The sequence below is a fragment of the bacterium genome (assembly GCA_026708055.1).
Lineage (GTDB): Bacteria > Actinomycetota > Acidimicrobiia > Acidimicrobiales > CATQHL01 > VXNF01.
Window position 1 is genome coordinate 1 of record JAPOVS010000010.1, and the last position, 13885, is coordinate 13885.

The following is a 13885-nucleotide window of genomic DNA, read 5'->3' on the forward strand; positions in this document are numbered from 1 at the left end:
GCACGCCGCCCTCCATTGAAGTACGAGCTGGCGCCCGAAGAACATCAGAGCGCGCGAGATTCGGCGGCGTGCGCACGCCGCCCTCCATTGAAGTTTCCCCCGCGGCGAGGCGCCCCCGGGGTACAACTTATTCGGCGGCGTGCGCACGCCGCCCTCCATTGAAGTGCGACCTACCCGATCGAGCCGACCCCGCCGAGCGGGATTCGGCGGCGTGCGCACGCCGCCCTCCATTGAAGGGGGAGCTTTGATGACGCGATCTGTGTCGGGGCCGATAATTCGGTGCGAACGGGCACACCACGCACTCGCCTGGCGTGCGGTACCCGGAATCAGACGGTCAGCCTGATGTCTGGTTACTCTGCCGGACCGCCACCCTCACAGGTCGATGGTGATCTAGCCAGGAGGGTCCGTGACCCTGCGATCCTCTAGCTGAGCTGCGACAACCGGGGAGATCGTCACCTGTCGTCGATGGGCGCGAGTTGACACTTCATTGAGCGACGATGTCTCGTAAGTGGACATCCGGGATTCGGGCCTGTCAGTCAGTCTCTGGGGTTCCAGGGGGTGGCATTGCCATCCGGGTTGGCTGCCCGCCGGTCGTTCCCACGGGTTGCCCTGTCGTCTCGGTCTGGTGGTCTGCCTGTGGTCTGGGCTTGTCGGCCCGCCGTCCCGGCGAGGGCCGGGATCCAGTCGGCGGCGGGCGCAGCACTGGATGTGACATTGGTCACACTCAGGCGAGCGGTTCGTCCCGACCGGCTCGACGGTGCCGCAAGAGCCGCTGGCCTGGGAGTTGGCAGGTGCCGGCCCGCCGGGTCCCGCCGACCGCGCAGACCCGTTTCCATATAAGACGAAAACTGTACATACAAACGTTGCTAGCCTGTCTCACCCGGACTATAGTATGGGGACAAGCGATCAAGGGGTCCGCCCGGCGGCGAGGCGGGCCCGGGGGACACGGCGAGAGGGGGCGACGGCCAGATGGGTTGCGAGCAGACACCACGCAGCGCACCGGAGGGGGCTGGCGGTGCGCGGGTCCGCGAGTGGGCTGCTCTGGGCGAGTGGCTGGGTTCGCCGCCGCTGCTGCACAAGGTGGACTTGGAGGTGCTGCACGAGCGGTTGACCTTCATGGGCCGGGCGCGGGCCTCTCTGGCCGCCTTGGAGGCCGACATGGTCGCTGAGATCTCCCGCCGCGAGGGCGACGCGGCCGCGGAGGAGACTTTGCGGCGGACTCAGAAGCGTTCCCGGGCCGGCGCCCGCAAGGCCGTCAAGACCGCCGCGCAGCTGGAGTGGGCGCCCAGCGTCGCCGAGAAGCTGGCGGAGGGGGCGATCACCCCCGAGGCGGCCGGGCTGATCCTGGACGCGGCCGGCGAGACGCCGGTGGACCACGGCGCCCTGCTCGAAGCCGCCGAGTCCGAGCCCGACGACCTGTTCCGCCGCACCCTGAAGGAACACGTCAACGAGCGCACCAGCGAGCAGGAACTCCAGCGCCGCCGCGAGGGCCAGCGGCGCCGGCGGCGCGCCTCGATCAGCGAGCAGCCCGACGGCATGTTCCACCTCTTCGCCCAGTTCGACCCGCTCACCGGCAACCAGGTCCGCAACGCCCTGCTCGCCAAAGCCGACCAACTGTTCCGCCGCGAGGACTCCCGGGACCGCCCCACCGCCCCCCAGCGCCTCGCCGACGCGCTCGCAGAGTTGGTGTGCAACAGCGATCCCGCCGGCGCGCCCGCAGGGGTCGAGCTGATCGTGCTCGCCGACTACGACCAAGTGCGCGACGAGATCGCCGACGCCCGCCTCGCCGACGGCACACGGCTCACCGAGGCCGAGGCCCTGGGGCTGGGCTGTGACGCCAAGATCCTGCCGGGCATCTTCAACAAGCACACCGGCGACGCCGCGCTGGGGCGTTCCCAGCGCAAGATCCCCCCCTGGCTGCGCAAGCAACTCGTCGCCCGCGACGGCGGCTGCATCGGCTGCGGCGCCCACCACAACATCTGCCAGGTCCACCACATCCGCCACTGGCAACACGGCGGCCAGACCACCCTGGAGAACACCTGCCTGCTCTGCTGGCGCTGCCACCAGATACGGGTCCACCGACACGGCGAAGAAGTCGCCCGCCGCCCCGACGGGCGACTCACCCTCGCGCACCCCGCCGACACACCCAGCGCCGACCCGCCCACGCGCCCGCCGCCGCACGACCGGCGCCGACACCACCACACAGCGACCCCCGACACCTCACACCCGCCGCCGCGCGACGGACACCGACCCCAACCCACCCCGACCACCGGAACCGACAGCCCGGACACCCCACACCCACACCCGCACAACCCCCGCCGCGCCTCTCGTCGAGGAACCGGCCGGCGCGGAGCCCCGCCGAGCCCAGGGGTGCCGGCGACGCTCTTCTAGCGTCCCGAGCCGCTAGTTCGTGGGAGATGTCGGGTGAGGTCGACAAGGCTCGCAGCAGCGGTTCCGCGCCAATCGCGGCTCCATCCGCAGTGAGGTCTGGTGACGCCGACTCGCGTCGCTCGCCAGCGGCCGGGGCGAGATGGGTGAGGGTCTCCGCTGGGGCGGCGGGTTCGCTGCGAGCCGTGCCCAGATCGCCCGGTGTGCCGAGGGTTGCGGGTCCGGCCGGGTGAGGGCGACGGACCTGCGAGACCCTGGGTGTTGTGTCCGGAGAGGACGAGTTGCCGATGCCTGCGACAATCCACACGCTGAAGGTCACTTTGCGCGACGTAAGCCCGCCGGTGTGGCGGCTGCTGGAGGTTCCCTCGGATATGACGCTCGGTGACCTGTCGGGCGCGTTGGTGAGGGCAATGGGGTGGGAGGGCTACCATCTCCACGTCTTCACCGCTGACGGCACCGCATACTGGCCGGCCGGCAACGACGACTGGTCCGACTATGAGGACGAGGCCCGGTACCGGGTCGGCGATGTGCTGCCGCGCAGCCGGATGACGATGGACTGGGAATACGACATGGGTGACTCCTGGAGCCACGAGATCGCCGTGCAATCCATTGCGCCGGCCGGTTCCGGGGCGACTCTGCCGCGCTGCATCGACGGCAGCGGTGCCTGCCCGCCCGAAGACTGCGGTGGCGCCTGGGGTTACGCCGATCTCATCGACGCTGTCGACGATGCCGACCATCCCCGCCACGACGAAGCAATCGAGACTCTCGGCGAGAGCTACGACCCCAGCTACTTCCGCCCACCCGAACGGCGTCGCGGATAGGCGCCTCCCCCGGCGGCCTCGAGACGGCAACCCTCGTTGTCGGCCTGTGTCTCCGCGAGGGGGACGAGCCGGGTTCGCTGCGCCCAGGCGACGATCCGGCGGCCCGTCTTCCACGAGATCCGCCGCCGCTGGCCCGATGCGGCGCTGGCTACGATGCGGCGCTGGCTACTCGGTGGCGACGAGGGTCTCGGTGCGTCCCTTCATCTGGCCGAGGCTCTCGGCGAGGTTGATCACGGTGGCGGTGAGTTGATCGATTCGTGAGTCGGTCCGTTCGGCCGAGGAGCGGATCTCTTGGCGGATCTCCTTGCGGAGTTCGGCGAAGCCGGTGTTCATCTCCTCGCGCAGCTTGGCTGATTCCCGGCGGAGTTCGGCGAAGCTGGCGTTCATCTCCTGGCGGAGGTCCCGGATGTCGTTGCGGCGTGAGCGGTCGAGGTAGAGCATGACGGTCAGGACTAGGGCAAGAACGCCGAGGATTGCGGGTTCCATGTGGGGCCTTTCGGATCGGAGCCGGTGAGTCGGCAGCGGATCGCTGCGCGCCGCCCGTCTGGGCAACACCGGCCGGTGACCGAAGTCCATGCAGCCAATCGAATGTGCAACTATTCACGATACTCAAATACTTTCAGTCGGTCAAGTAGACGGTCGTCCACCGAGGCGCAGCGGCAACCCGCTCAGTACAGTGACTCTCCGCCGCCGGTCTCGGGGATGCGCCCCGGCGGTCGGCTGCTGCGGTCATCGGAAGGGGAGACGATGGGTGCTTGGACGTTCGAGGGGATCAAGCTGCCGGGTTATGAGGGGCGGGTGGCGGTGGTGACCGGCGCGGCGCGGAACATCGGTCGGGCCATCGCCGAGGCGATGCGGGAGCAGGGCGCCCAGGTGGCGTTGCTGGACATGGACTGGGAGGGCGAGGAGAGGCCGGACGACCCGGGGATGCTGGCGCTCGACTGCGACGTGGCCGATGAGGCTGCGGTGGACGCGGCGATCAGCCAGGTGGAGGCCACGTTCGGGGCGCCGTCGATCCTCGTCAACAACGCGGGGATCCTCGGCCCCGCCGGAGTGCCCAACACCACCCTGGATGACTGGCGGCGGGTCTTCGACGTCAACTCGACGGGGGCGTTCCTGTGCATCCGCCGGGTGCTGCCGGCCATGCGGGAGGCCCGCTACGGGCGCATCATCAACGTCGGGTCCAACTCCGGGAAGATGGGCAGCCTCTCGGGAGTCACGGCCTACGCCGCCTCCAAGGGAGCGGTGCACACCCTGGCGAAGGCGGTGGCGCCGGAGGTCGCCAAGGAGGGCATCACCGTCAACGCCCTGGCGCCGTCGATGGTCCACAGCCGCATGACCGAGCGGCCCAACATGGACCAGTACGCCGCGCTGGTACTGGTCGGGCGGATGGGAACCCCCAGCGACGTGGCCTACGCCGCCCTCCATTGAAGGCCGGCGATGGCGCGCGCCCGGCGTCGGAAAAGGGAAACGGAGTTGGCGGCTCGGCCGAGCCGGCCTTCGTTGAGCGAGGATGTCTGGTAAGTGGACATCCCAGGCTGATCTGAGTTGCCGGGGCAGCTGCCCCGGCCTTCGTTGACACACATGTCGCGTTATCGCGTCCAAGTCGGATGTGCCGTCAACGTGCTGGCTCCGCTGAGTCCTCCGCCGCCTGTGGGTGCCTCAGCGACCGTCTGTGGCCTTGACCGGGTACTCGCTACGACGTGCCGGATGTCAAGGTCGGAACTACTCGGGCACGCTGCTAATTCCCCGGCGTCCCCGCGACGTCAACTCTCGCTGTCGGCCCATGGTTCCGCAAGCGGGACAAGCCGCGTGCGCTGTGCCCAGTCGATGATCCAGCGGTCCGTCGTGGCGAGGCGCATTCCCTCCAGCATGGCCGTGGCGACGATCAGCTGGTCGGCGGGGTCGTTGTGGAATCCGGTGCTCATCAGCAGGACCGACTCGACGGCGATGTCGCCGCTGACGGGGATTTCCCGGAGGCCCGATTGCAGCCGCTCGCGGCGCCAAACGGCGGGGTGGCATCCCAGGTCGATCCGCCCATGATGATGCAGGCGAGTGGTTTCCACGAACGTCACCGTGGAGACGGCGACGCCGCCTTCCGGGAGAGCGGATTCCACCTCCTCCTTGAAGAGTGCGCCGATCTCTCCGGCGTCGGCGGTGAGCCGTAACAGGACGTTGGTGTCCAGCAGGATGCTCACGGGCGGGCGGGTGGATCAGATGTCGGGTCTGTCGATGGTCCCGTGATCGGCGAGCATGTCCCAGTCGTCGGCCGGAATGGCCGGCTCACTGTCGATGTCGGCGAGGATGCGCAGTTGACCCACGCAGGATCCCACCAGCTTGGGCCGCTCCGGTCGGAACGGGCTGACCCGCACGACCGGTCGCCGGTGCTTGGTCACGATGATCTCCCTTCCGGTCTCTTGGACCTCGTCCATGAGGCGCAAGCACGTTGTCTTGAACTCGCCGGCGGGCACCGTGCGCGCCACCGAGGTCGTGGTCGAGTCGGTCATGTCCCAAGTATAGGCGTATTTCTCTGACCACAAATTGACGTTCGGTCGCTCCCAGCGACCGTGCGCGCCCGGCGCGACAGCGCGGAGTACGGGCCGAAACGGGTGGAGAGCCTGGGTCGACCTGAGAGAGCCGGCCCGGCGCGGCGGTTGCTCTGGTCTAGCGTCGGGGGCGTGCTTACCGACGGGCTCGACCATGTTGCCGTCATCACCAATGACGCCGATCGGCTGCAGCGCTTCTACGTCGAGGTGTTCGGTGCGATCGTCGAGCGAGACGGGCCGGAGATGCCCGGTGGTCCCCGCATGGTCATCCTCCGCATCGGTGCCGGCACCGAGTTGAACGTCTTCGAGATCGAAGGGAACACGCAGGCCGATCACCAGACGCCGATGTTCGGACGCGGCAGGCTCGACCATCTCGGCCTGCGAGCGCCGAGCATCGAGGCGTTCGACGAGATCCGCCGCCGCCTGATGGCCGCGGGCGCCACCGACGGGTTCGTCACCGACTTCGGGCCGAAGCTCAGCGTCTTCTTCCGTGACCCGGACCGGATGGAGTGCGAGGTGCTCGTGGCCAATCCCGACGCAGTGCCGGGCCGGTTCAACCCGCCGGGGACGCCCGCCGCTCGCTACCAGTCCTGACCGCCGCCGTCGCCGGCAAGGGCCTCGGCGCGGCCCACCACTACAGTGGACGCACTCACCCGGACCGGGTGACGGTGGCGGGGTTGCGAGCCGCCGGAAGGGGAGACGATGGGTGCTTGGACGTTCGAGGGGATCAAGCTGCCGGGTTATGAGGGGCGGGTGGCGGTGGTGACCGGCGCGGCGCGGAACATCGGTCGGGCCATCGCCGAGGCGATGCGGGAGCAGGGCGCCCAGGTGGCGTTGCTGGACATGGACTGGGAGGGCGAGGAGAGGCCGGACGACCCGGGGATGCTGGCGCTCGACTGCGACGTGGCCGATGAGGCTGCGGTGGACGCGGCGATCAGCCAGGTGGAGGCCACGTTCGGGGCGCCGTCGATCCTCGTCAACAACGCGGGGATCCTCGGCCCCGCCGGAGTGCCCAACACCACCCTGGATGACTGGCGGCGGGTCTTCGACGTCAACTCGACGGGGGCGTTCCTGTGCATCCGCCGGGTGCTGCCGGCCATGCGGGAGGCCCGCTACGGGCGCATCATCAACGTCGGGTCCAACTCCGGGAAGATGGGCAGCCTCTCGGGAGTCACGGCCTACGCCGCCTCCAAGGGAGCGGTGCACACCCTGGCGAAGGCGGTGGCGCCGGAGGTCGCCAAGGAGGGCATCACCGTCAACGCCCTGGCGCCGTCGATGGTCCACAGCCGCATGACCGAGCGGCCCAACATGGACCAGTACGCCGCGCTGGTACTGGTCGGGCGGATGGGGACCCCCAGCGACGTGGCCTACGCCGCCCTGTTCCTGGGCAGCTCTGCCGCCTCGTTCATCACCGCCGAGGTGATGGACGTCAACGGCGGCTACTACATCGACTGAGCCGGCTGGGGGGAAACCCGGCACCGCCGGACGGCGGTCTCAGGTCCGGGCGCCGTCGATCGCCGGATCGCCACCGCCGAGCAAGCTGGGTTGGTACACACCGAGAATTGCCACGCCGCCATCGTATGCATACATATGTTTGTGCACAAGGGCCGCATTTTGTCCAGCTCGAGGCGAGATCGTGTCAACCGATTCGGGTGCATAACCGTCTGTACGGGTATGAGGAAGGAATCCCAAGAGCAGACCCCCCGAACGGGAGCGACGCAGCATGCGCCGCACTGCACGTGCAGCCCGATCCGTTGGGCTTCGCCGGCTCTGGATGACATCGATCCGGCGGACCTGCCGTGCCCGGCGCTCGCCCCGACTCCCCGTCCTGTGGCAGGGGCGCCCCGTCCCCGGCATGCCCGCCAGGTCTCGACCTGGGACTGGAGCCGGTCGGGCAGCCGCCGGCAGCGCCCGCAGGCTGCCTGAAGCCGCAACCAGAGAACAGGGCCGGTTACTGTCGGCGGTGCCCGGCCCACCCAACCCGTAACCGATCTCCCCTCCCAGCCCCCGGCCCCGGACTCCCCCTCCGGGGCCGGTTCATTTTTCTCGACCGCGTTGGGCGTGGGGCCGTCCCCCGGCCCGTGCGAGACTTGACGCCGCAGCGACCGCCGGACTCGACGGAGGGCCGACATGACGAACGCGCGGCAACTGGCCGCCGAGGCGGCTGCACAGATCGCCGACCGCCTGGGAGGCGGCTTCGACGCCACAGTCGTACTGGGCACCGGCTGGGACGACGCCGTCGCCGAACTCGGCGAACTCGGGACGCAGATCTCGGTGACCGAACTGGCGGGCTTCCCGGCGTCCCGCGTGGAGGGCCATGGCGGCACCGTCGGTGCGGTCTCCGCCGGTGACCGGCGGCTGCTGGTGTACCGGGGTCGCGTGCATCTCTACGAGGGGAACACCGCCGCGGCCGTGACCCACGGCGTGCGCACGGCTGCTGCAGCGGGGTGCGGGGTGGCGGTGTTGACCAACGCCGCCGGCGGTTTGCAGCCCCACTACCGGGTGGGCGGTCCGGTGCTGATCTCCGACCACATCAACCTCACCGGGGCGTCACCGGTGGAGGGAACCGAGTGGGGAACCGATCGTTTCGTGAATCTGGTGGACACCTACTCGCCGCGCCTGCGGGCGCTCGCCGCCGAGACCAGCCCTGCGGTGCCGGAGGGGGTGTACGCGGGCCTGCGCGGCCCACACTTCGAGACCCCGGCGGAGATCCGGATGCTGCGCGACATGGGCGCCGACCTGGTCGGCATGTCCACCGTGCTGGAGGCCATCGCGGCGCGCCACTGCGGCTTGGAGGTGCTCGGTGTGTCGCTGGTCACCAACCTGGCCGCCGGGATGACCGACGAGGGCCCCAGCCACCAGGAGGTGCTCGACGCCGGGGCGGCCTCGGGTGTGGCGGTGGGCCGGCTGCTGCGCGGCGTGATCGACCGTCTCTGAGGCGGGGTCACGACGGGTGCAGGCGGTGGGCCACGGGACTCGCCCAAGCCCCCGGAGGCACCGCGAGCGGTCGTCGCGGGGCTCCGATCCCGCGACGTGCCCATGAGCGACGATTCCGGATTGCGGGCCGCGGCCGAGGCCTGGTTGGCGGCCGATCCCGATCCGGGGACCCGCGCCGAGTCGGAGACCCTGCTGGCGTCAGCCGGCAACGATGCCGGAGCGACGGAGGATCTGCGCCGACTATTCGGCGAGCGGCTGCGGTTCGGCACCGCGGGGCTGCGGGCACCGCTGGGCACGGGTCGGGCCCGGATGAACCGCGTGACGGTCCGTTCGGCCACCGCCGCGGTCATGGCCACCCTGCCGGCCGGCGCCCGCGTGGTGATCGGGCACGATGCGCGGCGGAACTCCGACGTCTTTGCCGCCGACGTGGCGGCGTTCGTGGCGGCGGCCGGGGGTGAGGCGCTGTTCCTGGGCCAGGCGCCCACACCGGTGGCGGCACACGCCGTCGTGGACCGCGGAGCCGACGCCGCCATCGTCATCACCGCCAGCCACAACCCCCCGGAGGACAACGGCTACAAGCTCTACGACGCCGGTGGCGCGCAGATCGTGCCGCCCGCCGACGCCGCCGTGGAGGCGCACATGGCGGCCGCCCCGCTGCCGCCCCGGGACGCCCCGGCTCCCTCGGGCGGCGGGGCGATCACCGAGATCGGCCCCGAGGCGATCGAACGGTACCTGGCGGACATCGCCGGGCGCCTGGCGATGTCATCGCAGCCCGGCTCGCCGCTGCGAGTCGTCTACACGCCGCTGCACGGGGTGGGGGCGGCGCTGCTCGGGGCGCTGTTCGAGCGTCTGGGTCTGCCGGCCCCGGCGGTCGTCGGCTCGCAGGCCGAACCCGACGGGTCGTTCCCCACGCTCACGTTCCCGAACCCCGAGGAACCCGGCGCGCTGGACGCTGCCTACGAGACGGCTGACCGCACCGGGGCCGACCTGATAATCGCCAACGACCCCGACGCCGACCGCCTGGCCGTCGCCGTTCCCTCCGGCGACGGCTGGCGGCGCCTGACAGGCGACGAGTTGGGAGCGCTGCTGGCTGACTGCCTGCTGCGCCGCCGCGCCGCCGGCGGTTCCCCCGAGCCCGTGCTGCTGGCCGCCAGCGTCGTCTCCTCGCAACTGCTCGGGTCCATGGCCGCCGACGCGGGGGTGGCCCACGCCGAGACGCTCACCGGATTCAAGTGGATCGCCCGAGCCGCCGACGGTCGCCCCGAGCGGCTGCTGTTCGGCTATGAGGAGGCGCTGGGCTATGCCGTCTGCGACGCGGTCCGCGACAAGGACGGCATCAGCGCCGCGGCCCTGGCGGTGCAGCTGGCCGGCGAACTTCGGGCCGCGGGCTCCTCGCTGCTCGAGCGCCTCGACGATCTGCACCGCCGTCACGGCGTGCACGCCACCGGACAGGTCACGGTGCGCTTTCCGCCCGCCCAGGCCGCAGCCGGCCCTGCCGAGATCACCGCTCGCCTCCGAGAGGAGCCGCCCGCAGAGATCGCCGGACGTCTCGTGGCATCGCTGATCGACTACATGACGCCATCGGTCACCGCAGCGTCGGAGCCGCCGGCGGCAAGCGGGCGGCGGGACGAGTGGATTCCGGCTTCGGCCGCAATGACGAACGAGCAGACATCGAACGAGCAGACATCCGGACCTTCGCGAGCGCTTCCGCCCACCGACATGCTGGCCTTCGGGCTGACAGGCGGCGACCGGGTCATCGTTCGCCCCAGCGGCACCGAACCGAAACTGAAGGTCTACATCGAGACGGTGGAGGCGGCGACCGGCGACGACCTCGCCGCGGCCCGTCGTCGAGCCGAGAGCCGCCGTGACCTGCTCGCCGAGGGGGTCAGAGCACTCATCAGCCGGGGGCAGGCGGCTGAGCCCACGGCTCGAATGGGCCGGAGCCGCCGCTAGGCACGCAGGGTCAGGATCTCACAACGCGGGCCAGCGGCTTGGGCCAATCGGTGGTCGAGGGTCGCAAGCGGAATCTGCAGCAATTCGGCCAAGGCGACGTAGCAGGCGTCGTACATCGAGAGGTTGTGCCGAAGCTCCCACACCCGGCGGGCAACCGACGCGTGAGCGAAGAGCGCAGTGCGAAGGCCCAACAGTTGGTCGTAGGCCACCGAGGCCTCGTAGGCGGGCAGGCGTCCGGCCAGTGACTCGCGTCTCAACACATGGGCCACTTCGGTGGGCATCAGGTGCGGGGCTGCGAGTCGGTCCGAATTCATGACGGCCTCTGCCCAGGACCCGTCGGTGTCGCTGCTCAGCAGTCCGGCGACGACCACCGAGGCATCGATCACCAGCGTCACAGAAGACGGTCCTCCCGTTCCCTGCGCCCCTCGTCCAGATGCCGCAGGATGTCGTCGGTGCCGATCGTGTAATCGCTGCGCCGCTTGCGTTCTTGGATTCGCGCCATGAGCTCGTTCTGATCCGGTAACTCGGCGAGGGCGATCAATTCCGCCCGGAGGTATTGCTGGAGCGACCGCCCGCCGCGTGCCGCGCGTGCGGCCAACTCATCGCGGGTCTCCTGCGGCACGTCGCGAATGGTGATCGAAGTCATGCCTGCATAATAGTGGCACTAACAGCAGAATGCATCCACACGGCGGCCAGCTACGGCGTTCCTGCCGAGCGTGGTGCCGGCTGAAGCGCCTTGACCGGCGGGTTTGCGGCCCGCCCCGGGCACTCAAGCGTTCTTGCCGAGGGTCGTGGCGGGGCTGGCGGTCTGTCCCTGCAGGGCGCGACGGCGGGCGAACAGTTCCTCGGCAGCGGCCTGGGCGTCGGCGGCCACAGACGCCACATCGACGGTCGTGACCTCGCCTCCGGCGACCAGCCGTCGCCCCTGCACCCAGACATCGCTCACGTCCCGCGCCGAGGCGCTGAACACCAGGTGCGCGGGCACGTTGAAGTCCTCGCCGCGCAACAGCGGCACGAAGTGGAGGCTCCTCAGGTCGACCAGCACGATGTCGGCGTCCTTGCCCGTCTCGAGTGTCCCCGTGACATCACCGAGGCCCAGAGCCTCGGCACCGGCGCGCGTCGCCATGTCGAGGATGTCCCACGGATCGCCGACGGTGGGATCGAGCGTGGCGACCTTCGCCAGCAGTGAGGCGAACTTCATCTCCTCGAGCATGTCGAGGTTGTTGTTCTCCTTCTCGCCGTCGGTGCCCAGAGCCACGGTCACGCCTTGGCCCCGGTAGAAGCCCACCCGGGCCGGCCCGGAGGAGAGCTTCATGTTCGAGCACGGGCAGTGGGTGACCGCGGTGCCGGTCTCGGCCAGGATCTTCACCTCCCGGTCGTCGAGCCACACGCCGTGGGCGATCACCGTGGAGGGCCCCAGGATGCCGCGCTGGTAGAACTCCTCGATGGGGCGCCGGCCGAACTGTCGCAGGCACTCCTGCACCTCCCAGACGGACTCCGAGGAGTGCGTGTGGATGCCCGTGTCGAACTCGGCGGCCAGGTCGGCGGCGCCGCGGAACATCTCGGGGGAGCAGTAGAAGATGTGCTCCAGGCCCACCCAGGTGCGCACCCGGCCCCCGGCGGCCACCCGGTGCGTCTCCAGCAGCCGCCGGTTCGTCTCCAGCGTCTCGAAGTAGTCGTACAGGTCGGCCGTGTAGGGGGCGAGCGTGGCGCGGATGCCGATCGTCTCGGCCGCCCTGGCCGAGCCGTCCATGTGCCGCCACATGTCCAGCACCGAGGTGGTTCCGCCGCGCACTCCCTCCGTGTAGGCCATCCAGGAGGCCGCCTCGGCGATCTCGGGCGTGAGCGCCCGGTGCGCCGGGTCGATGTGGTTCTCCAGCCACTCCCACAGCGCCAGCGACTCGGCGGTGCCGCGCAGCAGGCCCGAATGCAGGTGGCAGTTGTGGATACCGGGGATCACGGCGTGGCGGTCGGCGTCGATGATCGCCACACGCTCGGCGGCCGGATGCCGGTCCACCTCCTCGACGCTGCCGACCGCGGCGATGGCACCGTCCACGACGAGGACCGAGCCGGGGTCGTGGTAACTGCGCCGGCCCTCCATCGGCAGCACGATGCCTCCGCGGATCAGGAACGAACGGTCGGCGTCGGGGTTCAGGGCCATGTGTTACTCCTTGGTGCGGGCTGGGGATGACGGCGGCGCCGATGACTCGAACGCAGGTCCGGTTCGTGTCGCTGTGCGCTGGATTCCGGCGTGCGCCGGACTGACGAACGGCCGGATGTCTGGAGTCACCCGGAAGCCTCCTACCGGTCGGGCACGTAGTTGAAGCCCAGCGACTTCGGCATGCGCGCCCGCCGGGCGCCGATGATCAGGATGATCAGCGCCACGAAGAACGGGATCATCTGCAGGGCTTCGGTGGGCACGCTGTCGGACACGATGTTGCGCAGGTTGGCGCCCAGGGCGTCGGCAAGCCCGAAGGCGAACGACCCGACCGCCACGCCCCACGCCGACCAGCGCACCATGATGATCACGATCAGGGCGATGAACCCCCGCCCGGCGGTGATGGCCGGCTCGAAGACGCCGACCAGCGCCGTGGTGATGGCGGCGCCGCCGAGCCCGGCGAGCAGGCCCGAGATGAGCGTGGCGACCGACCGCACCCTGATCACGTCGACGCCCCGGGCGAAGGCCGCGTCGGGATCCTCGCCCACCGCTCGCACCTCCAGCCCGAACACGGTCCGCTGGGCCACCCACCACACGATCGGCACGAGGCCGAGGGCCAGCCACGTCATCCAGCTGTTGGACAGGAAGGCCTCGCCCAGGAACGGGATGTCGGAGAGCCCGGGGATGTGGATCTCGGCAAGGATGTTCACCTGGCGGCGCTCGGCGCCCAGCGGCGTGGTGAGGCGGAAGATGTAGCCGGTGAGCCCGACCCCCAGGATCGTGATGCCGAAACCCACCACGACCTGATTTGCGTTCAGGCGCACGCACAGCCAGACCATCAGCAGCGCCAGCGCCGCGCCGGCCAGGGCGCCGGCCAGGAGACCCACGGCGATGCCCGTCTCGACCGTCACGTACAGCGACGTGAGGGCCCCGATGATCATGAAGCCCTCCAAGCCGATGTTCAGCACGCCGGCCCGCTGGGCGATCGTCTCGCCCAGGGAGGCGAAGATCAGCGGCGTCGCCAGGCGCATGCCGCCGGCGAAGGTGGCCGTCCAGAACGTCATCTCGGCCAGCTTGCCCAC

14 protein-coding genes are annotated in these 13885 nt (G+C 70.1%); 7 read left to right on the forward strand and 7 right to left on the reverse strand.

Annotated features, from left to right (window positions below; genetic code table 11):
- The first annotated feature begins 969 nt into the window (after positions 1-969).
- Positions 970-2391 (forward strand): DUF222 domain-containing protein, encoded by a 1422-nt coding sequence (locus tag OXG55_00470; GenBank protein MCY4101729.1) that lies wholly within the window; start codon positions 970-972, stop codon positions 2389-2391.
- A 284-nt stretch (positions 2392-2675) separates the two neighbouring features.
- Positions 2676-3209, forward strand: coding sequence for a plasmid pRiA4b ORF-3 family protein (locus OXG55_00475; GenBank protein MCY4101730.1), 534 nt, complete (start codon positions 2676-2678; stop codon positions 3207-3209).
- Positions 3210-3374: 165 nt separating this feature from the next.
- Here OXG55_00475 and OXG55_00480 read toward each other — a convergent pair whose 3' ends face one another.
- The gene (locus OXG55_00480) at positions 3375-3695 is read right to left on the reverse strand and encodes a hypothetical protein (GenBank protein MCY4101731.1); all 321 of its coding nucleotides are present in this window, start codon (positions 3693-3695) and stop codon (positions 3375-3377) included.
- Between the two features lie 261 nt (positions 3696-3956).
- On the opposite strand from OXG55_00480, the gene OXG55_00485 reads away from it, so the two are divergent.
- Complete coding sequence (locus OXG55_00485) at positions 3957-4640, forward strand: SDR family NAD(P)-dependent oxidoreductase (protein ID MCY4101732.1); 684 nt, start codon at positions 3957-3959, stop codon at positions 4638-4640.
- Between the two features lie 335 nt (positions 4641-4975).
- Here the strand turns inward: OXG55_00485 and OXG55_00490 are convergent, their stop codons facing one another.
- Together OXG55_00490 and OXG55_00495 are read right to left on the reverse strand one after the other, a co-directional pair.
- A complete protein-coding gene (locus tag OXG55_00490; GenBank protein MCY4101733.1) occupies positions 4976-5407 on the reverse strand; it encodes a type II toxin-antitoxin system VapC family toxin in 432 nt (143 codons plus the stop codon).
- Between the two features lie 15 nt (positions 5408-5422).
- Positions 5423-5716 (reverse strand): type II toxin-antitoxin system prevent-host-death family antitoxin, encoded by a 294-nt coding sequence (locus OXG55_00495; GenBank protein MCY4101734.1) that lies wholly within the window; start codon positions 5714-5716, stop codon positions 5423-5425.
- 171 nt (positions 5717-5887) lie between these two features.
- Between OXG55_00495 and OXG55_00500 the strand changes: the two genes are divergently transcribed.
- From OXG55_00500 to OXG55_00515, 4 genes are all read left to right on the forward strand, one after another.
- Positions 5888-6349 carry a VOC family protein gene (locus OXG55_00500; GenBank protein MCY4101735.1) on the forward strand — a complete coding sequence of 154 codons (462 nt, stop codon included), beginning with the start codon at positions 5888-5890 and terminating at the stop codon, positions 6347-6349.
- A gap of 108 nt (positions 6350-6457) precedes the next feature.
- On the forward strand, positions 6458-7210 hold the full coding sequence (locus OXG55_00505) for an SDR family NAD(P)-dependent oxidoreductase (GenBank protein ID MCY4101736.1): 753 nt from the start codon (positions 6458-6460) through the stop codon (positions 7208-7210).
- Between the two features lie 675 nt (positions 7211-7885).
- Positions 7886-8692 carry a purine-nucleoside phosphorylase gene (locus tag OXG55_00510; protein ID MCY4101737.1) on the forward strand — a complete coding sequence of 269 codons (807 nt, stop codon included), beginning with the start codon at positions 7886-7888 and terminating at the stop codon, positions 8690-8692.
- A 102-nt stretch (positions 8693-8794) separates the two neighbouring features.
- On the forward strand, positions 8795-10645 hold the full coding sequence (locus tag OXG55_00515; GenBank protein MCY4101738.1) for a phospho-sugar mutase: 1851 nt from the start codon (positions 8795-8797) through the stop codon (positions 10643-10645).
- Here the strand turns inward: OXG55_00515 and OXG55_00520 are convergent.
- From OXG55_00520 to OXG55_00535, 4 genes are all read right to left on the reverse strand, one after another.
- Positions 10642-11040, reverse strand: a complete 399-nt coding sequence (locus OXG55_00520; GenBank protein MCY4101739.1) for a type II toxin-antitoxin system VapC family toxin — start codon at positions 11038-11040, stop codon at positions 10642-10644. The genes OXG55_00515 and OXG55_00520 overlap by 4 nt on opposite strands.
- On the reverse strand, positions 11037-11291 hold the full coding sequence (locus OXG55_00525; GenBank protein ID MCY4101740.1) for a hypothetical protein: 255 nt from the start codon (positions 11289-11291) through the stop codon (positions 11037-11039). Before OXG55_00525 ends, OXG55_00520 begins: the two co-directional genes overlap by 4 nt.
- A 123-nt stretch (positions 11292-11414) precedes the next feature.
- Complete coding sequence (locus tag OXG55_00530) at positions 11415-12806, reverse strand: amidohydrolase (protein MCY4101741.1); 1392 nt, start codon at positions 12804-12806, stop codon at positions 11415-11417.
- Between the two features lie 140 nt (positions 12807-12946).
- Positions 12947-13885 (reverse strand): ABC transporter permease, encoded by a 939-nt coding sequence (locus tag OXG55_00535; protein ID MCY4101742.1) that lies wholly within the window; start codon positions 13883-13885, stop codon positions 12947-12949.